Annotated in this window: 18 protein-coding genes, 7 tRNA genes and 1 rRNA gene; 15 read left to right on the top strand and 11 right to left on the bottom strand. The window is 51.1% G+C overall.

What is annotated here, in order from left to right:
- Window positions 1–34: 34 nt before the first annotated feature.
- The 10 genes from rrf to HCN83_RS00965 all read left to right on the top strand — a co-directional run bounded on the left by rrf (window position 35) and on the right by HCN83_RS00965 (window position 2,875).
- Window positions 35–151: ribosomal RNA gene (gene rrf / locus HCN83_RS00920) — 5S ribosomal RNA — on the top strand.
- An 86-nt stretch (window positions 152–237) separates the two neighbouring features.
- Window positions 238–312 (top strand) — tRNA-Asn (locus tag HCN83_RS00925).
- A 1-nt stretch (window position 313) separates the two neighbouring features.
- Window positions 314–389 (top strand) — tRNA-Thr (locus HCN83_RS00930).
- A 4-nt stretch (window positions 390–393) separates the two neighbouring features.
- A tRNA-Glu gene (locus HCN83_RS00935) sits at window positions 394–468 on the top strand.
- A gap of 21 nt (window positions 469–489) precedes the next feature.
- Window positions 490–565, top strand: a tRNA-Thr gene (locus HCN83_RS00940).
- A gap of 6 nt (window positions 566–571) precedes the next feature.
- Window positions 572–646, top strand: a tRNA-Gln gene (locus tag HCN83_RS00945).
- A 378-nt stretch (window positions 647–1,024) separates the two neighbouring features.
- Window positions 1,025–1,100, top strand: a tRNA-Lys gene (locus HCN83_RS00950).
- 16 nt (window positions 1,101–1,116) lie between these two features.
- A tRNA-Ala gene (locus HCN83_RS00955) sits at window positions 1,117–1,192 on the top strand.
- A 461-nt stretch (window positions 1,193–1,653) separates the two neighbouring features.
- Window positions 1,654–2,217, top strand: coding sequence for an RNA polymerase sigma factor SigW (gene sigW / locus HCN83_RS00960; protein WP_168004422.1), 564 nt, complete (start codon window positions 1,654–1,656; stop codon window positions 2,215–2,217).
- Window positions 2,218–2,239: 22 nt separating this feature from the next.
- The gene (locus HCN83_RS00965; RefSeq protein ID WP_168004423.1) at window positions 2,240–2,875 is read left to right on the top strand and encodes a zf-HC2 domain-containing protein; all 636 of its coding nucleotides are present in this window, start codon (window positions 2,240–2,242) and stop codon (window positions 2,873–2,875) included.
- A 595-nt stretch (window positions 2,876–3,470) separates the two neighbouring features.
- On the opposite strand, the gene HCN83_RS00970 is transcribed toward HCN83_RS00965, so the two are convergent.
- On the bottom strand, window positions 3,471–3,623 hold the full coding sequence (locus tag HCN83_RS00970) for a hypothetical protein (protein WP_168004424.1): 153 nt from the start codon (window positions 3,621–3,623) through the stop codon (window positions 3,471–3,473).
- Window positions 3,624–3,773: 150 nt separating this feature from the next.
- Between HCN83_RS00970 and cdaA the strand changes: the two genes are divergently transcribed.
- The 3 genes from cdaA to glmM are packed head-to-tail and all read left to right on the top strand — an operon-like array spanning window position 3,774 to window position 7,395.
- Entirely contained in the window at window positions 3,774–4,592 is an 819-nt protein-coding gene (gene cdaA, locus HCN83_RS00975; protein ID WP_168004425.1) for a diadenylate cyclase CdaA, read from the top strand.
- Window positions 4,585–6,018, top strand: coding sequence for a CdaR family protein (locus HCN83_RS00980; RefSeq protein WP_168004426.1), 1,434 nt, complete (start codon window positions 4,585–4,587; stop codon window positions 6,016–6,018). The genes cdaA and HCN83_RS00980 overlap by 8 nt, the downstream gene beginning before the upstream one ends.
- A 12-nt stretch (window positions 6,019–6,030) precedes the next feature.
- The gene (glmM, locus tag HCN83_RS00985; protein WP_168004427.1) at window positions 6,031–7,395 is read left to right on the top strand and encodes a phosphoglucosamine mutase; all 1,365 of its coding nucleotides are present in this window, start codon (window positions 6,031–6,033) and stop codon (window positions 7,393–7,395) included.
- A 99-nt stretch (window positions 7,396–7,494) separates the two neighbouring features.
- Here the strand turns inward: glmM and HCN83_RS00990 are convergent, their stop codons facing one another.
- From HCN83_RS00990 to HCN83_RS01005, 4 genes are read right to left on the bottom strand one after another with little or no spacing between them, the layout of a single operon-like run.
- Window positions 7,495–8,643, bottom strand: a complete 1,149-nt coding sequence (locus tag HCN83_RS00990; protein WP_168004428.1) for a mannitol-1-phosphate 5-dehydrogenase — start codon at window positions 8,641–8,643, stop codon at window positions 7,495–7,497.
- Window positions 8,644–9,081, bottom strand: coding sequence for a PTS sugar transporter subunit IIA (locus HCN83_RS00995; protein ID WP_168004429.1), 438 nt, complete (start codon window positions 9,079–9,081; stop codon window positions 8,644–8,646).
- Window positions 9,082–9,102: 21 nt separating this feature from the next.
- Window positions 9,103–11,154, bottom strand: coding sequence for a BglG family transcription antiterminator (locus tag HCN83_RS01000; protein ID WP_168004430.1), 2,052 nt, complete (start codon window positions 11,152–11,154; stop codon window positions 9,103–9,105).
- Window positions 11,155–11,172: 18 nt separating this feature from the next.
- Window positions 11,173–12,603 (bottom strand): PTS mannitol transporter subunit IICB, encoded by a 1,431-nt coding sequence (locus HCN83_RS01005; protein ID WP_168004431.1) that lies wholly within the window; start codon window positions 12,601–12,603, stop codon window positions 11,173–11,175.
- Window positions 12,604–13,293: 690 nt separating this feature from the next.
- On the opposite strand from HCN83_RS01005, the gene glmS reads away from it, so the two are divergent.
- Window positions 13,294–15,096 carry a glutamine--fructose-6-phosphate transaminase (isomerizing) gene (gene glmS / locus HCN83_RS01010; protein WP_168004432.1) on the top strand — a complete coding sequence of 601 codons (1,803 nt, stop codon included), beginning with the start codon at window positions 13,294–13,296 and terminating at the stop codon, window positions 15,094–15,096.
- A 265-nt stretch (window positions 15,097–15,361) separates the two neighbouring features.
- Here glmS and HCN83_RS01015 read toward each other — a convergent pair whose 3' ends face one another.
- From HCN83_RS01015 to HCN83_RS01040, 6 genes are all read right to left on the bottom strand, one after another.
- Window positions 15,362–16,216, bottom strand: coding sequence for an EamA family transporter (locus HCN83_RS01015; RefSeq protein WP_168004433.1), 855 nt, complete (start codon window positions 16,214–16,216; stop codon window positions 15,362–15,364).
- Window positions 16,217–16,338: 122 nt separating this feature from the next.
- Window positions 16,339–17,193, bottom strand: a complete 855-nt coding sequence (locus HCN83_RS01020; protein ID WP_168004434.1) for an alpha/beta fold hydrolase — start codon at window positions 17,191–17,193, stop codon at window positions 16,339–16,341.
- 98 nt (window positions 17,194–17,291) lie between these two features.
- Window positions 17,292–18,458, bottom strand: coding sequence for a hypothetical protein (locus tag HCN83_RS01025; RefSeq protein WP_168004435.1), 1,167 nt, complete (start codon window positions 18,456–18,458; stop codon window positions 17,292–17,294).
- Window positions 18,451–19,839, bottom strand: a complete 1,389-nt coding sequence (locus tag HCN83_RS01030; protein ID WP_168004436.1) for a vWA domain-containing protein — start codon at window positions 19,837–19,839, stop codon at window positions 18,451–18,453. Before HCN83_RS01030 ends, HCN83_RS01025 begins: the two co-directional genes overlap by 8 nt.
- Before the next feature lie 155 nt (window positions 19,840–19,994).
- The gene (locus tag HCN83_RS01035) at window positions 19,995–20,519 is read right to left on the bottom strand and encodes a GrpB family protein (protein WP_168004437.1); all 525 of its coding nucleotides are present in this window, start codon (window positions 20,517–20,519) and stop codon (window positions 19,995–19,997) included.
- A gap of 323 nt (window positions 20,520–20,842) precedes the next feature.
- Complete coding sequence (locus HCN83_RS01040; protein WP_168004438.1) at window positions 20,843–22,117, bottom strand: IS4 family transposase; 1,275 nt, start codon at window positions 22,115–22,117, stop codon at window positions 20,843–20,845.
- 606 nt (window positions 22,118–22,723) lie between these two features.
- Between HCN83_RS01040 and HCN83_RS01045 the strand changes: the two genes are divergently transcribed.
- Window positions 22,724–23,263 carry a GNAT family N-acetyltransferase gene (locus tag HCN83_RS01045; protein WP_168004439.1) on the top strand — a complete coding sequence of 180 codons (540 nt, stop codon included), beginning with the start codon at window positions 22,724–22,726 and terminating at the stop codon, window positions 23,261–23,263.
- Window positions 23,264–23,343 lie beyond the last annotated feature (80 nt).

A 23,343-nucleotide genomic window follows, 5' to 3' on the forward strand; every position in this document is an offset into this window, starting at 1 on the left:
ATACTAAATGTCCTAAGGGACACCAACACCATAACCTAGTGACGACAGCGGTGAGGTCACACCCGTTCCCATGCCGAACACGGAAGTTAAGCTCACCAGCGCCGATGATAGTTGGGGGCTCTCCCCCTGCGAAAGTAGGACGTCGCTAGGTCCTTTTTTTCTTTTATACCGTCATCATCATGGACACCGGTTCCCGCACGTTGCAGGAGCGAGTGTCATCACGTTTCTTGTTTTTATTCCACAGTAGCTCAGTGGTAGAGCTATCGGCTGTTAACCGATCGGTCGTAGGTTCGAATCCTACCTGTGGAGCCATGCTTCCTTAGCTCAGTTGGTAGAGCGCATCCATGGTAAGGATGAGGTCAGCGGTTCAAGCCCGCTAGGAAGCTCCATTACGGCCCGTTGGTCAAGTGGTTAAGACACCGCCCTTTCACGGCGGTAACACGGGTTCGAATCCCGTACGGGTCACCATTTTTCTTTTTTATGGTGTGAGCTGGCCTAGCTCAATTGGTAGAGCAACTGACTTGTAATCAGTAGGTTGGGGGTTCAAGTCCTCTGGCCAGCACCATAACGCAGGGCTATAGCCAAGCGGTAAGGCATCGGATTTTGATTCCGTGATTCGCAGGTTCGAATCCTGCTAGCCCTGCCATTTTCTTTTCATGGTTGACCGCAAAAGAAAATGGGTAAAGACAGCCTTAAGAACGTAAAAGTGAGTGTACGTCTGGTACGCGACGAGAGCGAAGCAGACGAAGAGACATGCAGCTTATCTGCAATCATCAGTTGATTGGAAAGAAGCTGTAGAGATCAAGGATGCGAGAGAAAGAATGAGTGAGTGTACGTCTGGTACGCGACGAGAGCGAAGCAGACGAAGAGACATGCAGCTTATCTGCAATCGTCAGTTGATTGGAAAGAAGCTGTAGAGATCAAGGATGCGAGGGAAAGAATGAGTGAGTGTACGTCTGGTACACGACATGAGTGAGAGAGCGAAGCAGACGAAGAGACATGCAGCTTATCTCCAATCAAGCAAGAGCCATTAGCTCAGTTGGTAGAGCATCTGACTTTTAATCAGAGGGTCGAAGGTTCGAGTCCTTCATGGCTCACCATTTACATAATGAAAGCGGGGCCTTAGCTCAGCTGGGAGAGCGCCTGCCTTGCACGCAGGAGGTCAGCGGTTCGATCCCGCTAGGCTCCACCATACATATAATAGAAAGCACTTCGGACGCATGTTTTGTCCGGGGTGTTTTTTATATATTCTTTTGCAGGTGCCCCGGATTCGTGCCGACGGTTTAAAACGGTTATCGACCACCCGGGACGTCGACAGAGTGCATTACCATCCGGCGTTGTAAGAGCATGCGACAAGCTGTGCTTTTCTGATCGAGAAAACAGTTCCGGCATGAGAAACAATGTATTTCGTTAAAGAAGCTGAAAAGAATAAATAAAAAATGAAACATTTGATGCAGGTATTTCGTAAATGGATATGGCAGAAAGCTTCTGGGCCCCGTAAATGCTTTGTTTTTCCATAATATTAGTGATTTCGAATCCTGTCCCTCCGGTGTTTTCTTCCATTTCTCATGGTAAAATGAGAAAGGATTTTTTGAAACCTTATCAGGTTGCAGTCGTAAATGAAGTAACCGCAGCGAAGCGGAGGGTGCAGGGATGGACATAGTTGTTAAAAAAATCGTTCGTGAAGTAAAGCGTGGCAATCAGGATGCATTCGCTGAGCTCGTGGATTTATACAAGGATAAAGTGTTTCATATTGCGTACCGCATGCTTGGAAACGCGCATGAAGCACAGGATGTTTCGCAGGAAGCCTTTCTGCGGGCTTACACGAATATCGAATCCTATGATGAAAACCGTAAGTTTTCCACGTGGATTTTCCGGATTGCGACAAATTTGTCTATTGACCGGATCCGCAGAAAGAAACCGGATTTTCATTTAGAGGACCAAGTAAGCGGAACCGACAATCTGGATTACCATTCCCAATTTGCGGCCGATATAGACCTGCCTGAAGATCAGGTCGTGAAGCTGGAAATGCAGCAGTGGATCCAGGATGAAATTATGGCACTTCCGCCAAAATACCGCTCTGCTATTATACTGAAATACCTGGAAGATCTGTCGCTGAAAGAAATCAGCGAGGTTATGAATCTCCCGGTAGCGACAGTGAAAACCCGTATCCATCGCGGACGGGAAGCACTTCGCAAGCGGCTGGGACAAGCCTAGCCGCAGAAAGGAGACAGGCGCCATGGCGTGCACACGGGATAAGCAGCAAGTGATTAATCAGTATTTAGATGAGGAAATGACGCTGCTTGAATCAAAACAATTTGAAGAGCATCTTCACTCGTGTCCGGACTGTGAAAAGCATGTCCGGGAACTGAAAAAAACAACCGCCATCATTCAAAGTGCGTCCCATTTTGAAGCGCCGAAGGACTTTACTGCGGGGGTCATGGACAGGCTTCCGAAACAGTCAAAGACAAAGCGCTGGCAGCAGTGGATCCGCCGGCATCCAATCGTACTCACGGCAGCTGTCTTTTTCCTCGTTTTCGTGACAAGCCTCTCAGCTGGATTTGGCGCAGAAGAGGAGATCGTCGTGAGAGGCGACGGGCACTTTATTATAAACGAATCGGAGAGGACCGTCGTCATTCCGGAAGGAAGCGCCATTCAAGGCGATTTGTTTATCCGTAACGGCGATGTGGAAGTAAACGGAGAAGTAGCCGGCGACATTACGGTCGTCAACGGCCGTCATCTGCAGGCTTCCTCCGCCCAGATCAGTGGAGATATAGAAGAGATTAACCAGACCTTTGAATGGCTCTGGTTCGAAATGAAGACGCTCTGGAATGATGCAGTGCCGTTTTTAACACCGGCATCTGAAGAAGAATAGAGACGATAAGGCTGGCTCCTCAAACATGGGCCAGCCTTCAGACTGTTGACAAAGTCAATTTACTTACATGTTTATTCATTTGGTTGTATTTCCCCGCTGCTTAGCGATCATGCCGTGGGCTTGTCTTCAGCTCTTTGGGCCCTGTATGAATGGAAGAAGGGCACGATGGGAGGGCGCGACTGTTTATTGCTTTCAAGATGAATTCCAGGACGAACTGGCATCCCTATTCCACATAGAAACGTCACATAACGAAAGGTTCCATCAGCACCTAATAAGCTCTTGCCAATCATAACCAGGCATGTGAACCATACTGTCAGCTGCCGGCATCGGAGGACCTCGACTCCGTGAGGATCAGAACGAGGCGAAGATCCAGCGCTTCCGACGTCAGGAGGAAGCGGTTAGCTGAGCCCGTTCCCTCCGGAAAGCGAGTGTCCGCAGATACAGGCAGCTGCAAGGTTATTCACTTAAAAACACTTTATCGACACTCTGCAGGCTGGCTCCTCAAACAGGAGCCAGCCTTTTTTGCGATAAACATAAGGAATAAGCCAGATCATTCTAAAAGAAATGAAGGATTAGAATTGAAGCAGTTAGTCTGCTAAATCAGTGAAAGTGGTAATTCATTCGGCATTTCTCCGGAAAGTCTGCGGTCGGCAGCGAGGATGATAAATGCGTTAGTCCGCTGGCGGATGTTTAGACGCTGAATGAATTGGTTACCGCTTTGGAGAGCGGCGCAGACAATGTTCAACATATACAGTGATTTTATGTCTTTCGGATCAACGGAGAACCGCCTGAATTCTATGAATTTCCCACGGTATTTTACGATAGGAGCCCGGTTAACTGTGATATAATGAGAATCGTTGGAATGTCTTGCCTGAGTAAAGGCGCTGGGGGAAACATTATGCTGGAAGATCTCACCCTGCTGCGGGCACTCGCCATCATTGTCGATGTCTCGCTGGTAGCTTTTGTTATCTATAAATTAATTATGGTTATACGCGGTACCCGGGCTGTGCAGCTCGTTAAGGGGATTACCGTTATTTTAACTGTATGGTTTTTGAGCGGCTATTTAGGATTGAATACGCTGCAATGGATTATGCAGCAGGCAGTTACATACGGTCTACTCGCGATTATTATTATCTTTCAGCCCGAGCTTCGGCGTGCATTGGAACAGCTGGGCCGAGGCCGCTTTTTTCAGTCAACATCGTCGGCTGATGATCAGGAGGTGCGCCATTCCATTGAGCACATCATTACAGCTGCCAAGTATATGGGCAAGCGACGGATCGGAGCGCTCATGTCGATCGAACGCGATACAGGAATGACTGACTACATTGAAACCGGCACCCCGATGCATGCAGAGCTGACATCGGAGCTGCTGATTAACATTTTCATCCCAAATGCCCCGCTTCATGACGGGGCCGTTATTATAAAAGGAAACGAAATTATGGCTGCAGGCTGCTACCTGCCGCTGTCTGAAAATCCGTTTATCTCCAAAGAGCTGGGTACGAGGCATCGTGCTGCTTTAGGAGTCAGCGAAGTGACGGATTCGATTACAATTGCTGTGTCGGAAGAGACTGGAGGTATATCAATTACAAAAAACGGCGAGATGCACCGGAACCTGGAAGAGGACGGGCTACGCAGCATGCTGGAACGAGAACTGCTGAGCCGCCAGGAAACAAATGGTTCATCCCGCTGGCAGTGGGGAGGCCGCAAAAATGGATAAGCTGTTCAGCAAAGGATGGTTCATTAAGCTGACATCCATTGTGATTGCGATTATGCTTTTCCTGATGGTGAATATGGACACACAGCCTCAGCAGGCCGGAGCAGGACTGCCGATTCCGGGAGTAACGAACGGTGAACGGGTGCTGGAGGAAGTGCCGTTGAACGTCTATTACGATGATGAACAATACGTGCTGACCGATGCACCGGATACGGTGCAGGTTGTGCTGCGCGGGCCGAACAGCGCGCTTACGCTCGGACAGGCGACACAGGGACAGCAGGAAATTTATATTGATCTGGAGAATGAAGAGGCAGGAACGCACTATGAGCGAATTCAGCATCGGGGCTTTCCGCCGGATTTAAGAGTGTCGATCGTTCCCCTGACGGTGCAGGTGACACTGCAGGAGAGACAGACCGCTTCCTATCCGGTCGATATCCAGATTCTGAACGAAGAGGAGCTTGCCGAAGGATATACCATTGGTGAACCTGAGGCATCTCCGGGTACGATTGATGTAACTGCCGCATCGGGTATGCTGGAGCAGATTTCGCAGGTACGTGCCGCTGTCGACGTGAGCGGCCGGTCAGAGAGTTTTACAGATACCGCTTCTGTGGTATTATATGATGAGTCTGGAAATGAAATGGGCATCAACGCAGACCCGCCAGCCGTAGATGTGACCGTTCCGATCACAAGTCCGAATAAATCGGTTCCGCTCCGGATGAGCCGCAACGGTGAGCTTGCGGACGGAATGGCAATTGATTCGGTGAGCATTGAGCCGGAGGAAGTGACGGTTTACGGGCCAGTCGATGTTCTTAACGAAATATCCGTAATTGATCTTGACGATCTTGATTTAGATGAAATAGAAGGCGATACAACGCTGACAGTACCCGTGCCCGTACCGGATGGGGTGGAGCGTGTGGAGCCGGGAGAAGTGACGGTTGATATTGATATGACTGCAGAAGAAGAGCGGGAGTTCTCTTCTTTCTCTATTGATGTCGAATCACTCCCGAATACCTGGACATTTAATTTCCCGGGAAATGAAGACGGGACGTTTACGCTTCGGGCACTTGGGAGTTCGGAGCAGCTTGACCGGCTTAGCCGCGAGGATATCGAGGCTTCGGTAGACGTTGACGGCCTGGAAGCAGGTACTCATACTGTCTCTTTGGCGATTGGGGGCCCGCAGAACGTCCGCTTTCCACAGCATGGGTCCGACGTGGAAATCACCATTGAGGACGATAACAGCAGCGATGCGGTAAATGAGAATGAGCCAAATGCATCCGAAGAATCGCAGGAGAACGAAACCAATGAAGCTGCTGAAGAAAATGAAGAAGTGAACGAGCCGGAAAACGATCAAGAAGAAAACACCAACGATAATAACGAGCCGGATGAACCGGCAGACGATAATTCGACGATAAATGAAGATGAAGAATAGGAGAGATATTGGATGGGGAAATTCTTTGGTACAGACGGAGTCCGCGGTACAGCCAACACAGAGCTGACGCCGGAACTCGCGTTTAAACTGGGACGCTTCGGCGGCTACGTTCTGACAAAAGAGACGAGCAAGCCGAAGATTTTAATTGGCCGGGATACACGTATTTCCGGACACATGCTGGAAAGTGCTCTCGTAGCTGGTCTTTTGTCGATTGGGGCAGAGGTGATGCGCCTCGGTGTTATTACAACTCCCGGTGTAGCGTATTTAACGAAAGCACTCAGTGCAGATGCTGGCGTTATGATTTCAGCGTCGCACAATCCGGTGCCGGATAACGGGATTAAGTTTTTCGGATCAGACGGCTTTAAGCTGCTTGACGCGCAGGAAGACGAAATTGAGAAACTGCTTCATCTCGAAGACGATATGGAAGATGATCTTCCGCGTCCGGTCGGCGGCGATATCGGTGTCGTCAGCGACTATTTTGAAGGCGGACAGAAGTATCTCCGCTACCTGAAGCAGACAGTAGACAGTGATTTCTCCGGTCTTCATATTGCTCTCGACTGTGCAAACGGAGCAGCTTCACCGCTCGCAAACCATTTGTTTGCGGATCTGGAAGCAGAGGAAATTTCCTGTATCGGTTCTTCGCCAAACGGGGTGAACATTAACGAACAGGTCGGTTCCACTCACCCGGAAGTGCTTGTGGATCTTGTGAAGGAAAAAGGAGCAGATATCGGCCTTGCGTTTGATGGAGATGCGGATCGTCTGATTGCGGTCGACGAAAAGGGGCAAATCGTAGACGGGGATCAGATCATGTACATCTGTGCCAAATATTTGAACGCCCGCGGCGACCTGAAGCAGAACACGCTTGTCACGACTGTGATGAGTAACCTGGGGCTTTACAAAGCGCTTGAGCAGGAAGGCATCGCAACGAAGCAGACGGCTGTCGGCGACCGCTACGTGATGGAAGCAATGCGTAACGGCGATTACAGCCTCGGCGGTGAACAGTCCGGACATTTGATCTTCCTCGATCATTCAACTACCGGCGATGGACTGCTCTCAGCTCTTCAGCTCGTGCAGATCGTTAAAACATGCGGCAAGCCGTTATCCGAGCTTGCAGCGGAAGTACCAAAGTATCCGCAGAAGCTTGTAAACGTCCGCGTGCAGGATAAGCATGCGCTCGCAGGTAATTCGGTCATCAAAGCGGAGATCGATGCAGTAGAATCGGAAATGAACGGCGAGGGCCGTATTCTCGTCCGGCCATCCGGTACAGAACCGCTCGTCCGCGTGATGGCGGAAGCACCGACAGCTGAAACGTGTGATAAGTATGTCGCGAAAGTCGTTGACATCGTAAAGCAGGAGCTTGGCAGCCTGCAGAAATAAGGAAAAGGCCGTCCCAAATGGGGCGGCCTTTTCCATGCTGGTGACAAAGTCACGCTGACTGCATCCTTTCCGATTATCCAGCCGTTCAAGATCGAACGGCTATGAGGCTTGAATGGCTTCGTACAGTTCGGCTGCTTTTTGTACGATCGGGCTGTCCGGATCGAGGCCGCTGATCGTCCCAAGCACGAAAAAAGCAGGGCTTACAGCCAGCTGCTGGTGAAGCTGTGCTGCTTCTTCGTCCTGGAGGTTATCATAAGCGAGTGCGGCTGCAATTGTGCGGAGAAGCGCTTCCGGGTTCATGCCGCGTTCCTCCAGCTGAAGAGCAGGACTCAAAAGTCGTTCCCGTGCACCAAGCTTTTTCAATGGCTGCCGGGCAACACGGTCGATGGAATCAGACAGAGCATCGTTCTCAAAGCGGCTGATCGTTGTCTGAATATAAGCGGCATGGGTGTCTGGATCAAAGCCGTACTTTGCTGTAAGCAGTTTTCCAGTTTCCTGCAGCGCGCTTTCCACCTCACTGCGGACCTCGTTGTCTTTCATCGCCTCCTGAACGGTGGCATGCTGCCTCTGCCAGCCGTGATAGGCTGCGGCAGCGTGACCGGTGTTCACCGTGAACAGCTTGCGCTCAATGTAGGCATCAAGATCATCGACGTAGTGAATACCTTCGATTGGCGGCACTGGACCGTGAATCGCTTTTTTCTCAACGGTCCATTCGTAAAACGGTTCAACGAGCACATCGAGCGGATTAGACTGTTCCTGAATGGGAACAATTCGGTCCACGGCAGCATTTGGCCAGCTGATCAGGGCTTCTGCCTGACTGGATTCCTCTTTGGAAAGGAGTTCCTCCACGTGAGCCCGCAGCATATCGGTGCCGCCGACTGCGTTTTCACAGGCGATGACGGTTAGGGGGAGGGCAGAGTCGAGTCGCTCCTTAACGGCCTCTGCGAGCACCGGGGCAAGATGCTTTAGAACAGGTGCACCAACCGCTGTTGTAACAAGGTCTGCTTCTCGCAGCGCAGTGAGAAGTTCTTCTTTCTCATGCTGCGAATGCAGACCGGTAAAGTTCGTTATTGTTTCCGGCTTTTGATCGGGTGCGGCAAAAAAAATCTGATAGCTGTCCTCCTGCTTCAACAGCCTGATCAGCTCGTCGTTCACATCTGCAAACGTCACCTGGCAGCCTGCACGGTGCAACAGCTGGCCGATAAATCCGCGGCCGATATTGCCGGCACCGAAATGGACGGCCTTCATTTACTCTACCTCTTGGAACATGTCGAGCAGTTCCTGCTTCGTCGTCGCTTTAAGCATTTTTTCTACATTCGCTTCCTCGGAGCAGAGAATCGCGATTTTGGAGAGAATCTCAAGGTGTTCATTATCCTTGCCTGCGATGCCGAACACGAGCTTGGCAGTGTTGCCGTTTCCGTACTCCACGCCTTCAGGAATTTGCAATACAGACAGCCCTGAATAGTGAACGCTGCTTTTTGCATCGTCGGTGCCGTGCGGAATAGCCACTCCATTGCCCATAAAGGTGGAGGTAATTTCTTCCCGCTCGAACATTTTGTCGATGTAGCCGGCATCGGTGTAGCCGCCGTCTACAAGAATCTGGCCGGCTTTGCGGATGGCGTCCTTCTGATCGGCTGCTTTTACTCCAAGCTGAATGTTTTCCTCTGGCAGAATCGCTTTTGTCATAGTGATGCACTCCTTTTAATCTTAGTTAATGCCGCGGATGAGCTGCAGAAACTCTCCGCTCATAAAATCTTTTACGTCTTTTTCCGTTCCTTCTGCAAACAGGCGGAGGGAGGTGTCGTTTTTCACAATCATGCTGCTGATGCGGCTCAGCATGCTGCTTTCTATTTCGTTCATCTGCTGCGGGGCGAGCATAAGCAGGATCCGGCGAACGTAAATGGTGGATCCGTCCATGGCCTGGACCGGTTCCTCCTGTATCCGTTCGAGAATCAGAAACACGGGCTCGCGTACTTCACTCGTTCTGGCATGGTAGAGAGCAAGCTGCGTATTCGGCAGACCGACTCCCGATAGTTTTGTACGTTCCTGAAGCGCGCGAGTCACAGCTTCCGCATCGCCGACAAAGCCTTTTCCCTGCAAATAGAGCAGCGTATTGTACAAGCTCGTCCAAAACGGAACAGAGGTTGATTCCTGAATGAGTTCGACGTGCTGCATCAGATGCAGGGCAGCGTTCAGCTGTGACTGCATCGATTCAAGAGATCCTTCAGGCTCCGACTGTTGAGGCTGCTCGCGTTTTCCGGGCTTACGGCCCATGTAGCGTTCAATTGCAGCGAGCTCTTCTTCAGTGACGAACGGATTTACCTGAATATGATCGTACTGCTCATCGAGAGCGATAGTTGAGATAATTAAATCTCCCGGATCGAGCTGCTTCTGCTCTAATTCATATACAGACAGCTGTTCCATTGACGTAATTTGCGGAAACTCCCGCTTCAGCCGGGCGGCCATCATTTTAGATGAACCGATACCGGTGGAGCAGATCACGTAGGCGTGATATTCCCGGCCGTCATCCAGCTCCAGGGCGGAACCGAAATGAAGGACGAGAAAACCGACTTCGTCTTCCGGCACCGGCAGGTCGGCAAACACATGTCCGGCTGCATCCTGAACAGCGTTGAAAAGCTCCGGATACTTCGATTGGATCGTTTCCTTCAAAGGGTTGTGAATGCTCATCTGCTGCTGCATCCGGTATAAAGCCGGACTTAGGTGAGCGGTAAGCCCCTGTTCCAGCGCATGGCCGGCAAAGGTCGTGCCATACCGATCAGACACGTGCCGGATCAATCTTCCGGCGAGGAACGAGATGTCGAGATCCGGATCGGCTTGAAACTGCGTGTCCCGCTGCAGCTTGGCGCCGCGCAGATGCATGGTAATGTAGCCGATTTCGGTCTCTGGAATGGATAAGGAGAGCCTTTCTTCCAAACGAGCTGCTAACGATGCGGCGAGCGGAAATTCCTGTTTATCACGAAGCCGGGCCAGCAGCTCCTCTTTCATCTGTACCCGTTCCCCAAGCTGAATACGCTCTAATGCGAGGGTGAGATGCACGACGAGAGCGGCATAGGAAGAATCAGCGATCGGTACCGGCAGCTGACGGTTGACTTCTTCAACTGCCTGCTCCACCTCCTGGATCCGTTCCTCATCGACAAAGCCGAGCAGCTGGTCGGCAATTGCTTTCGTTCGTCCGCCTGTTTCCGCGAGCGTTCGCCGGCGGATAAAACGAAGCAGATCCGTGTCATTCAGATGATCAGCGAGCAGGGCACGAATCGCACGGCGCTTCGAAGCCTCCTCACCGGCGGCCTGAATACCAAAGCCGCGCCGGCGTAAGAGCGTGAGCTGATGATCTTCCATCCACGAAGTTAATTTATCCAGATCGTTTCGAACTGTCGCTTCAGTGATATGAAGCTCCGAGGCCAGGGCCTGCAGCTTTACCGGCTCTGTCGCTGTCAGCAGCTTATACGAGAGCAGCAGCTGACGCTGTTCGGGGAGAAAGTCGATGCTGCGAGCTTCTGAAAGGTCGTTCGTAAGTGTCTGAAGCTCGCTGTCTGGTCCGGAAAGGCGCAGACCGGTTCCTGATTTTTTCTCCAGAGTCAGCTCATACGGCTGCAGCAGGCTGTCAAATGTCGTCAGGTCGCGGTGGATGGTGCGTTCACTGACATCCAGCGCTTCGGCCAGATAGGCAACCGTCACCCCTTCCGGATGAGCAAGCAGCTCATCCAGAATGCGGCGGTCGCGGGCGGACACATACATAGACGATCCTCCAGTCTCTTACTGCTTCAGGCGTTCCACGAGCTTATCGTATTCCGGGCTGTTCAGGAAGTTTTCCACGGATACATGATCAGCTCCCGGACGCTTTTCCTTTGCACGTGGCGTGAGGTCCTTGTGAGTGATAACAATGTCAGCATCTTCCGGAAGGTTGCTAATGGAAGTATTCGTCACATCAATTTCGAGTCCTGCTTTTTTCACCTTATCACGCATGATCGAAGCTCCCATTGCGCTTGAGCCCATGCCTGCGTCACAGGCAAAAATAATACGGTTGACGTTTGCTGGATCGATTCCTGCTTCAGCGCCTTGCTCCCCTGCGGCAAATGTGCCGGAAACGCTGCTCTTCTTTCCTTTCATTTCTTCCATTTTCGCAGCTGCCCCGGACATATCATCTTCAGCGGGATTCTTCGTCGTCTTCAGAATGATGGAAGCGACAAGGAAGGAGACACCCGTGGCTGCAAACACACCGGCAAACATGCCGAGGTATCCGCCTTGTGGCGTCATCAGCGTAAACGCGATAATGCTTCCTGGTGCAGGTGTTGCGACGAGTCCGGCATCAAAGATCGAGAAGGTAAAGATACCTGCCATACCGCCGGCGATTGCTGCCAAAATTAAAATCGGACGCATCAGAATGTACGGAAAGTAAATTTCGTGAATACCACCAAAGAAGTGAATGATCGCTGCCCCAGGTGCTGTACGCTTCGCCGAGCCGACTCCGAAGAGCATAATCGCAAGCAGCACGCCGAGTCCAGGTCCAGGGTTTGTTTCCAGCATCAGCAGAATCGAAGAGCCCTGCTGGGAAGCCTGCTCCAAACCTAAAGGACTGAGAATACCATGGTTGATTGCGTTGTTTAAGAACAATACCTTAGCTGGTTCAATGAAAATACTTGCTAGCGGCAAAAGACCGAGTGATACGATCACATCTACCCCTGCACCGAGTGCCTGTGTCAGTCCGAATACGACCGGTCCAACCGTAAGGACGCCGAAAAGGGCGAGGAGCATAGCAAGAATACCTGCCGTAAAGTTGTTTACGAGCATTTCAAAGCCTTGACGAACTTTACCTTCGAGCAGACGGTCAATCTGCTTAATGAGGAGACCGCCAAGTGGTCCCATGATCATCGCACCGATAAACATCGGCACTTCCGCTCCGACGATAACCCCCATCGCAGCGGTCGCACCAACGACCCCGCCGCGTGTATCGTGGACGAGCTTACCGCCTGTGTAGGCAATGAGCAGCGGCAGGAGATAGGTGATCATCGGTCCGACGAGCGCTTCAAACGTCGGATACGGTACCCAGCCGTCCGGAATAAAGAGTGCAGTGATCAAGCCCCAGGCGATAAACGCCCCTATGTTCGGCATGATCATGCTGCTTAAAAAGCTGCCGACCCGCTGAATTCGTGTACGCAGTGTCGATTTTTGTTGTTCCTGGCTCATGTGAAATCCCCCTTCAGGATAAAATAAATAGCTTGTATCTTTATAGTAAAGCGCTCTCATGCTGTCTACAATAAAAGGAAAACGCAATTACGTCACAGTCGTTCCTGACAGGATTTCGTTTGTCGAATTTTGAGGACACACACGGCCTTCTTTAAATGGTCTCAGATTAGAAAAACGCCGGACACGCGGGCGGATGACGATTCGGCAAATTTCATGATTAACGGAGAGGGAAACAGGTTACAGAAAACAGAGGCCATTCTGTAACACTCTTAGAAGAGCAGCGACTAACACAGCGAGTCCGGCCCATTTAGATGACGGACACAATCTGGAGGCGAACACTGACACAGAACATTTCCAGAATGTGCAAAAAACGATTGACCACCGTTTTTCCGTGTAGTATGATGAGGTCATTCAAATACATGAGAGGAGGAAAGAAAGCTCTAATAAGATAATTAAAAGCGCCTGGACTGCCGATGTGCAGTTGACGAGGAGGAGGTTATCGAACGTTCGGCGGATGCCTCCCGGCTGCCTGAAATCACAGCCGCAACAAGGAGCTAAAACAGCGAGGCGACTTGCTGAACAAAAGCTTATTGACTGATTTCCTGATACACACAACCATAAAAACGAGAAAGAGTGGGGCGGACATGCCCCGGCGTGATCCTGCCCTGCTCACAGGGAGGACATTTAGCTATGTGCGGAATTGTAGGATATATTGGAACAGCAGATGCAAAGGAGATTCTCCTTCGCGGACTTGAGAAACTGGAGTACCGCGGATATGACTCTGCAGGAATCGCGATTGCCAACGAATCAGGTATTCATGTATATAAGGAAAAAGGCCGAATCGCTGCTCTTCGTGATGTTGTTGATACATCAGAAGAAAGCGAAGTCGGCATCGGTCATACACGATGGGCAACGCACGGCGTACCAAGCCAGCTGAACGCCCACCCGCACCAGAGTACGACAAGCCGCTTCACGATCGTGCACAACGGGGTCATCGAAAACTATGAGCAGCTTCGCAGAGAGTATCTTGAAGGCGTGGAGATGGTGTCTGATACGGATACAGAAATCATCGTCCAGCTTGTTGATACGTTCTCAAAAGACGGCCTGTCCACAGAGGAAGCGTTCCGTAAAACGCTCAGCCTGCTTGAAGGCTCTTATGCGACAGCACTGCTCGATAACACCGACCGTGACACGATCTACGTCGGCAAGAACAAGAGTCCGCTTCTGATCGGCCTGGCAGACGGAGTGAACGTTATCGCGTCTGATGCGATGGCGATGCTTCAGGTAACAAACGAATTCATGGAAATTGAAGACAAAGAAATCGTTGTTGTTACACGTGAAACAGCCCAAGTGAAGAAGCTGGACGGCCAGGAGATCAGCCGCGATTCCTATATCGCCGAGCTCGACTCCACCGACATTGAAAAGGGCACGTACCCGCACTACATGCTGAAGGAGATCGACGAGCAGCCGTTTGTGATTCGGAACATCATCACGAAGTACAAGGATGAGAACGAAAACATTAAGCTCGACGAAGAGATCCGCAGCGCCGTTACAGATGCTGACCGCATCTACATCATTGCGGCCGGAACGAGCTATCATTCCGGACTGGTCGGAAAAGAACTGATCGAAAAAATCGCGCATATTCCGGTAGAAACGCATATTGCGAGTGAGTTCCTCTATAACATGCCACTACTGAGTAAAAAACCACTCTTTATTTTTATTTCACAAAGCGGGGAAACAGCAGACCTCCGCGGCGTGCTCGTAAACGTCAAGGAGCTCGGACATCCGGCACTGACGATTACAAACGTACCAGGATCAACACTCTCCCGTGAAGCAGACTATACGCTGCACACGCACGCAGGTCCTGAAATTGCCGTTGCATCAACGAAAGCGTACACGGCACAGATGGCCGTGATGGCTATCCTTGCCGTCGATGCTGCCCGTGCAGTAGGAGTGGAAATCGACTTTGACCCGCTGCAGGAGCTGGGGATCGTTGCAAATGCAATGGAAATTTTCACCGAGAAAAAAGAAGTGCTCGAAGAAGTAGCGCGTGAATTCCTCAGTGTCTCGCGAAATGCCTTCTTTATCGGCCGTTCGCTCGACTATTACGTCTGCATGGAAGGTGCCCTCAAGCTGAAGGAAATCTCCTACATTCAGGCAGAAGGCTTCGCAGGCGGGGAGCTGAAGCACGGTACGATTGCGCTGATCGAAGAAGGAACACCAGTGATTGGGCTTGCAACACAGAAAGATGTCAGCCTGAATATCCGCGGAAACATGAAGGAAGTTGTCGCCCGCGGCGCGAATCCTTGCTTTATCAGCATGGAAGGCTGCGAGCACGAAGAAGATACGGTAGTGATGCCTGCCGTGCACGAATATCTCACACCGCTTGTGAGCGTTCTGCCAATGCAGATCATTTCTTATTACGCAGCGCTACACCGCGGCTGCGACGTGGACAAGCCGCGAAACCTCGCGAAGTCCGTAACAGTAGAATAACAGCTGACACCCCCAATCGGTTCTGTGAACCGGATGGGGGTGTTTTGATTGCGCACGGCGGCTAGCAGCGTTTAGTGAGAATGAACGTTTTCAACATTTACTGCAAAAGCGTTAACCTTAGCTGGAAAAGCATTAACTTTGGCTTGCAACTTTTTACGACCATCGACTTAGAACAGTAATAAACAAAAAATGGTTAAATGCCGGAGAGAAACGTTTACCTTTCTCCTGCGAACGTTCACCTTTTAAAGTCAGCTGGTGCCAAAAATTAGTTCATTTGCAGCAGAATGATCCCGATGCAGACAATCGCAAGTGCAATGGTCTGCATCCGGGTGAGGCGCTCCCGCAAATAGAGCACCGACAACAGCGCCACGACGAGGCTGTTTGTCGAAAATACAGGGGAGACGATGCTGGCAGGCCCGCTCTGCAAAGCCCACGCGTAAAGCTGCATGCCGGCAAAGGAAAACAAGCCGGCTCCGAGTCCAAATTGGAAGCTTTTCAGCCGACAAGGCGAATTTCTCTGAGGAGAACGAAGCAGCGCCTGCAGCGACCAGAGCAGGCCAACTGCATAGCCGACTAAAAGGATAGTCGTATTTGGAAGCGCAAGCTCTTCCGTTACTTTCAGACCGCCGTTACGCAGAAAAAACAACGCAGTCGCAGCAAACACGAAGATGTACCAAATCCGGTTTGGGATACTCAGTTTCTCTCGGGGGTCAAGCGGAAGCAGGCTCACGGCTGCGACAATCAGAAAGATCCCGGCGTATTCTATTGCGCCGGGGCTTTCTGCGTAAACGATAACAGACATGAGTACGATCAAGAGAATATTCGTGTTCACGAGCGGGGAGGTCAGGCTCGCCGGTCCATATTCGAGCGCCCGCATGAACAGCAGATTGCCGAACGTGGAGCCGATTCCTACAATCATTCCGCTGAGCAGAATCACCGCAGAGAGATACAGCGCGTTTTCCACGTACGCCGTTACAGCAAAGCCGGCAGTGCCGCTGGCATAAACGCCTGCAAAAAACGGCAGGAGCGGCCAGCCTTTGAACGCGTTCACTTTAAAGCAAAAGGTAGCCAGACCAAAGATAATGGCGCTGGCTGCGGCAAGTAAAAACCAGAGTGTCATGGTGAAATCCCTTCTTTAAATATACAAGTGGTTACGGAGGTACACAAATGCTTTGCGGCGTATTTTTCTGGTCATCCGAAAAGGTCGACAGCCTGTATCTAACGCTTCGACAGGTCGCTTATCTATTGATGCTCACGTAAAAAGGCGAGCAGCAGGCGGTCGGTTGTGCCGGCATCTCTGCCGAGCCAGATCAGATGCCCCCATGCATGCAGCTTTTCCAGTCTGGCATTCGGTATCATGGCTGCCGCGTGCTCTGCATGCGCAAACGAAACCGAGGCGTCGAACGGACTGTGCATGATCAGAACGGGGCAGGTAATCGCAGCGAGTGTGTCTGTTCGTGCTTCACGTGACTGCTCAAGGTCGATCATGAAGCCTTTTCCCGAGCGCTGCGAGGCCATCATTCGTGCAAATGTTTCCGCGTCGCCGGGGGCTATGCTTGCAGCTGCTTCTTGATAGGAAAGCGTGCTGAAGGAGGAAAACATCTGGCGAAAAAGCAGCTTTGGAAAACGACGGCTTATCAGCTGCAGCAGCCGCCACGTGAAGCGCTCCCGTTTTGGATGAAAAAGAACCTTCGCCGCTTTATAAGAAGGGTCTGCAGGGGTGATCCACTCTTTTGTCACAGCAGACTGCAGCGTCAACGAGGCAGTTTTTTTCGGATAAAGGGCGGCAAAGCGGATGCCGGCAGGACCGCCTGCCGAGGCAGACAGCACATGAATACGCTCTAATCCAAGATGGGCAAGCAGTCCGTCATAAAGTGAGCATGCAGCATCGAGATTGCTGATGGGAGAGGTGGCCCCGTAGCCGGGACGCGACGGAGCAATGACCGAATATCCTGCACTCAGCAGCGCCTCTGTCCCGATCGTCTCGAAGCAGCTGGCATGACCGCCGTGCAAAAACAGAACGGGAGGGCCCTCACCCCGCTGTGTATACTCGATGACCATCGCGTCCTTTTCGAACGTGCCGTACTGCTGATTCATGTTTGTTCCCTCCAATTGGATCGTTACGATGATTGTAGCGCATAGAAGCATCAGTGCCTATAAGAAAAGAGCCCGTCCGGAAGCAGACGGACTTTCAGCTAGGCAGAAGACGTGTTGCGCATGCTTTTCTTTACTACTTTTACAGCTTGATGATGGTGAGCCGGCTTCTGCCTGCGAATGAACAGCGTGAGAAGCATAAGCGGTAAAAACAAGACCGCGTAAGGAGCAAGCATCCGTGGATCATGGGGCTGCATCATCACAATCAAAAGCGATAGAAGGAAGACGGCCGTTCCGTAAGATGCTGCGGATAAAAGCGCGATCGGCAGTATCGTGATCGGCTTCACCCGTTCAAACCGGTAGCCGTAGAGAATGTGAAAGGCGCCGAACACAATCGTGGCACCAATTGTTCCGACGAGGCTGATGTCCCCGACCATGCTTCCCGACTGCATCAGCACATACCACTGATCAAGCAGCATCACTATCAGCAGCAGCGCAGTGGAGCCTATAAACAGTTGCGGCAGTCTCCATGAAAACGTGACATAGTGACTAGAATGTGTCCCGATTTCAGGCGTATATTCCGGCAGATAGGCATAGTCCTCGCGACGCTGCCGGTTGATGTAGCTTATCACGCTGCCGTTAAACGTAAACGGTTCTTTGTAAAGGTCCGTTTGAATCAGCTCGGCTGCATCAGGGTCGCGGTAAAGTTTGTTCACCGATTCATCTGTGCGGAAAAGAGACAGACCGGCGTGCTGGGCCTCAGCCAGCCAGCTGTTGGCCGATTCATCGTCCCGAAACGAAATATCCATCCATCGTGTCTGTCCGGCTTCCTGGAAGACGACAAGTACAACCGGAATGTACGTATAAAAGGTACGCTGCTGGTAGCCTTGGCCAGTTGTATACGCCTGAAGCTGCGGTGCCAGCAGGACCGTTTCGATAGTGGAAAAGGGAACTCGGATGATATCGAGCGGCTCGCTGCTGCCGTTTTTTTCATGACTCATCCATATCTCCTGCTTTTCTTCATCGATGCCGTAGGCACTGAACTGATCGAGTTTCCGGATTTTATTAACCAGCAGGACGCTCGAGAGCATGAGGACAAGTCCTGTTCCACCTAGAACGATGAGACCGGCAGCCGAACCTGTCTGGTAGGCTGCCCACACGATACCCGCACCGCCCAGAAAGAGAATGGCAGTAAGTACGTAATACATGGTGATAGCTCGTGTTGTTTCCTGCAGGTCATGCGTTTTTCCCTTCAGATTGCTACTCATTGTCATCCCCCTGGATAATATCCTGGCGTTCGTTGATGCCTTCTTCTGTGATATCCTGGCGGTTTTGAATGCCTTCATCAACTGCCTGCTGGCGGAATTGAATCATGGACTCGGTGATGTAGGAACGGATGGCGATCCCCCGGTCTGTTACAGAGGAGCGAAGAGGAATGCCCGAATAATCGTCGTTCTGTTCCTCCAGTGCCCGGCTCAGATCGGTTAAGCGATCCTGTTCGGCCCTGCTCAAATCCGTTATCGTATCCTGGAGCTCCCGGGAACGGTCGAGATAGTCGCTTTGCTGCTCGCGGCTCACGTCTGTATTCTCTGACTGCCACTCCCGCCAGGCGCTGATCAGCTCGCTTTGTTGATCGCGAAGCGTCTGCCGCAGCGTTTCTGCATCGTCTGCCTGCATGTAGTCGCCGCCGCCGGCAGAGGCAATGTCCATAAGAGCCTGGTGCTCATCATCCTCTACGTCAAACCCGATGATGTGAACGACCGCATTGATGCCGCTCTCGTTCAGATCAGCTGCTGCCTGAACGGGATCACCGCCGCACGTTTCCTCTCCGTCACTGACAATATAGACGACAACCTCGTCCCCGTCTTCTGCATATGCCAGCAGATCGTCTCCTGCAGCTTCAATCGACGCTGCAATCGGCGTGTAGCCGGTAGGTTCAAATGAATCGAGCACCTCAGTACATGCTGCTTCCTCATAAGGAGCTAACGGATAAAGCTCTTCCGTTCCAGCGCACGACTCCTCCTGATCGACGGCCAGATTGCTTCCCAGATGGCCATAGACGCGCAGCGAAACATTTGCATGCTCAGGAAGGTCAGCCGCAAAGTCATGCACGGCTTCTTTTGCCACGTCCATCTTTATCTCATCCCCGACAGACTGAGCCATGCTTCCGCTCGCATCAAACAGAATCTGGACGTGAAGTCCCTGGAGATCCTCTTCGGAGCTGCTTATATCGCCCGGACGCGCAGTAAGCTCCTCGTAGTCGATCTCCAGTGCGAGTGCTTCTTCGATATAGTCCCGGTAATCAAACGCTGTCAGATCAAGCGCCTGCAGAAAGAGTTCGTCGTCGCTCGTGCCGGATTCGATCGAATCAGAAAGGATCGTGATCACTTCATCTTCATCGTAGTCGTCCTCACTGAAGGAACCCGGCGCTGCCTGCATCCATTCCTGCGGTTCACTGCCAAACCGATCTAAATCTCCAAACGAATAAGAGGTCGAGTCGTCCTCCATCTCTTCTGTCTTCTCCTCCTCTTCAGTTGATTCGTTCTGTGTCTTGGGCTCCTGCACTTCCGTTTCCTGCTCATTTTCTGCACTGCCGGAGCAGCCTGCGAGCAGGAGGAGCATAGCAACTGTTACGCCTGATGTTTTCATATTTTCTTACCTCCGCCTGTGAATTCATACATCAGGGTACCAGAGCGAGGCGAAATTGTCCGGAATTTACACGTTTTTCCTGCTTTAGTCCAGTAAAATTTGACATTTCAACTGGGGAATAATTCGTTTGTTATAGACAAAAAGGTAGTAGATGATCACGTGCGCAGCTGATAAATACGGTGGACGAAGGCGGTCTTCTCTTCCGTATAGGCAGGAATACTGGTCGGGTGAGCGGAAGCTGCCCGTCTTTTCAGAGCGGCGTATGCACTGTGTTCAGCAGAGTGGGTGTTCATATAATCCCGGAAAAACAGCAGGTTGTTCCACAGCTCGCCGTTGTACGTCATCAGATGGAGAATATGAGTCTTCGTTTCATAGGAATCGTCTGTAAACGCCGCAAATACAATTTCCTCCTGCTTCTGAACGCGCAGACGCAGAAATCCACACTGCTTCAGCTGGCGAAATAAGTCGTTGTGATCTGCGTCAAGCTGCTCCACTCCGACGGCAAGGTCGATGATCGGCTTTGCGGGCATGTCAGCGATCGCCGTGCTGCCAATATGAGCAATACGGTGCTCAAGCATGTCAGTTAGTGCAGAAAGCTCCTTTATCCGTTCGTCTGCCATCTGGCTCCACTGCGGATCGTACGGTACAAGCCTTACATCATTACGTTTTAGTCCAAGCATATTCTCCCTCCTTCTCTCAGTATCAGTGTGAAGGAAGAATAGGAAAAGAAACAGTCAGGCAGTCTGTTGACAAAGCGAATCTGTTAACATGTTTATAAATTTTGTTACAGCCCTTCTTCGCGTATCGCCAGAAGCTTGCCGTGGGCTTGCCTCAATGTCATCAACTTTGTAAGGATGATTTTGCCATCCAAAAGGAATAAATTCCTTCGTCCCGAGCTTTTTCTGCTTCCTGCGCTGCGGGAATATCCATCAGGTGAAAAAAAGGCATCAGGATGCCCGGGGCGCAGGGCGTCCCTTTTTCGAAGCTTACTTTTTACGCTATATTAGAGGCATCGTTTTCGGTTATAGGGGTGTTTATTCACCCATTTTTTCAGCGGCCGGCCACATTTCCTTCCAGGGCGAATCGGGATTTTTTGTCGTATTACTTCCGTTATCATCTGCTGAAAAATCGCTTCCTGCTCGCCGGGGGTGCTGGCGAGCAGGATCCGAAGCAGATAGGATTTCAGGCAGCCGATCAGAAGGTTGGCATTGACTTGATACGTGTAGGTGAGCTGTTTTCCTTGGTGTTCCTGTTGGATCCACTCGTTTGCTTCATGTTTGATCAGAGCTGCCATATTGGTTAAATACACGGCGGCGTAGAAGTCTTGTTTAACCGCAATGGAAGTGGCACCAGTCACATTTTCGAGTTGCAGGGTACTTTTTAACTCCCGGTAATACCCTTCGATGCCCCAGCGTTTAAAGTAGAGTTCCTGGAAAAAGGCCCGATCGAATTCGGTTTCGAGCAAATTTGTGACGAGAATCTCTTCTTGTCCAGAATCTAACCAAAAGCGCAGGACGCGCAGGGACATGGATCCTTCCTCATCCGTTAACTCGATCCATTGATCAGGCTGGATACTCTGATTGATTTCCTGCATCGCTTGACGCGGACAACGCATTAAAAAATGGTGATCATGCGTTGTTAAATAGCGAAACATGCCGCGGGAAGGGTATCCGCGGTCGAACAGAATGAGCTCCTTTTGCGGTGCGAATTGGTTCAGCTTCTCTAACAGGTCAATCGCGACGGTTCGCTCCGGCGTGGAATACCGGGTGATGACAGATGCCAATGTCAACTTGTTTTCCAGATCGTACAGAACAGCTGCATAGGCACGGGGATAGGTTCTTTTGTCGTTTCCTGCAGCGCCGAAGGCCTCCCGTAAAGCAGGAACATTATTCAATTGTAAGACGGTGCCATCAATAGCTAACAGCCGATACCCATGGAAGGTGTTCGGGATGCCATCTGCGTAAAACCAGGTCATCACCTCATCGTTCAGCTTGATAAACGCCGTAGGCGAGAGCTTCTGTCGCGCCTGAGAAAACCCTTGCTTCGAGATACTCGTCTCGCCCGGGCGCAGTTGGTGAAAAAAATCATGTAATTCAAGCTGCAGTGTTTTCCGAACAAACGATAAACAGAACCAGACCAGATGGACAAATGGCAGTTTGTTGTTTTCTCCCTGGCGGGTGAAATACGTCGGTTTGGTACGGGATTCACATAGAAACATCACATCGTTGATCATGTCCAGACTGACCTGCACGGCTCCGAGAAATGTTTTTTGTGTCATGATGGGATTCCCCGCATTCTCCTGAGATATACCAGAAGGTATTCGCCATGATTATTGAATGCAGGGGAGAAAAGTCAAGTGTTTTTAGACGAAGAGCAACAGGAGAAAAAAAGCTCAAAGCAAATGTGATTCTCAATGAGAGAACCACCCTATTTTATTCCATCTTAAGTTGATGACATTGGGGCTTGCCTTCAGCTATTTCTCAGGGTGCCCCTGAGAAAGGATCTTCAGTCTGCGCTTCCCACCGGCGTCCCTGGCAAATGCTGCGAAGTACTGGCATAATCATTCGTATAAGAAGAGTCACATAGGGAAGGACCAATCAGTATCGAACAAGGTCGTGCCAATAGAGATAAGACGTTTCAACCATTCTACCAGTTGACGAAATTGGAGTGCCTCGACTCCGAGAGGATCAGAACGAGGCGAAGATCCAGCGCTTCTGACAGCCGGAGGAAGCGATTAGCTGAGCCCGTTCCCTCCGGAAAGCGAGTGCCCGGAGATGCAGGCAGGTGCAACATGGTTCACTTAAACCGACTTTTTCGCCACTTTTATTATGGTTTTATATTCCATAAAAGGATATAATAGATGTAGAGAAAGTGAGGAATGACCATGGAGCAACCGCCTGAATTACGAGGAGAACGAGTGCTGCTCAGGCAGCCTGTCAAGCAGGATCATGCCGACTATATGCGAGTCGACTTTGATCCGGAAATGCTGCATATGTATGGAGAAGACCGGCATCGGCGGCTTTTAAAAACCGAAGCAGATGCTGCAGCATTTCTTGAGGCAATCAGCCGTCATCCCCACGAATGGTGTGTCGAATACGAAGGACGTCTGATCGGCCAGGCCCGGCTTACCGTCCGCTGGGAAGACGAAAAAGCTAGATTTGCGATCGGTCTGTTTGACCCGTCCGTCTGGGGGAAGGGACTCGGAACAGAAATTACGAAGCTTGTATTAGGCTATGCCTTTGAAACGCTTCAGCTTCACCGGGTGGAGCTGAAGGTGCTCGCTTATAATACACGCGCGATCCGCTGCTATGAAAAGAGCGGCTTTATCAAAGAAGGAATCGAACGTGAGGGAGCGCTGGTGGAGGGAACGTTTCACGATGATATTCGCATGAGTATCCTGCGTAAAGAATATGAGGATCAGTAAAATAAGAAACGATGAATCAGCTTCCCACACAGAAAAAGAGGTGCCGGCCGTTATGGCCCGGCACCTCTTTTGATCATAAG

Source organism: Alkalicoccus luteus (genome assembly GCF_012034335.1).
GTDB lineage: Bacteria > Bacillota > Bacilli > Bacillales > Salisediminibacteriaceae > Alkalicoccus > Alkalicoccus luteus_A.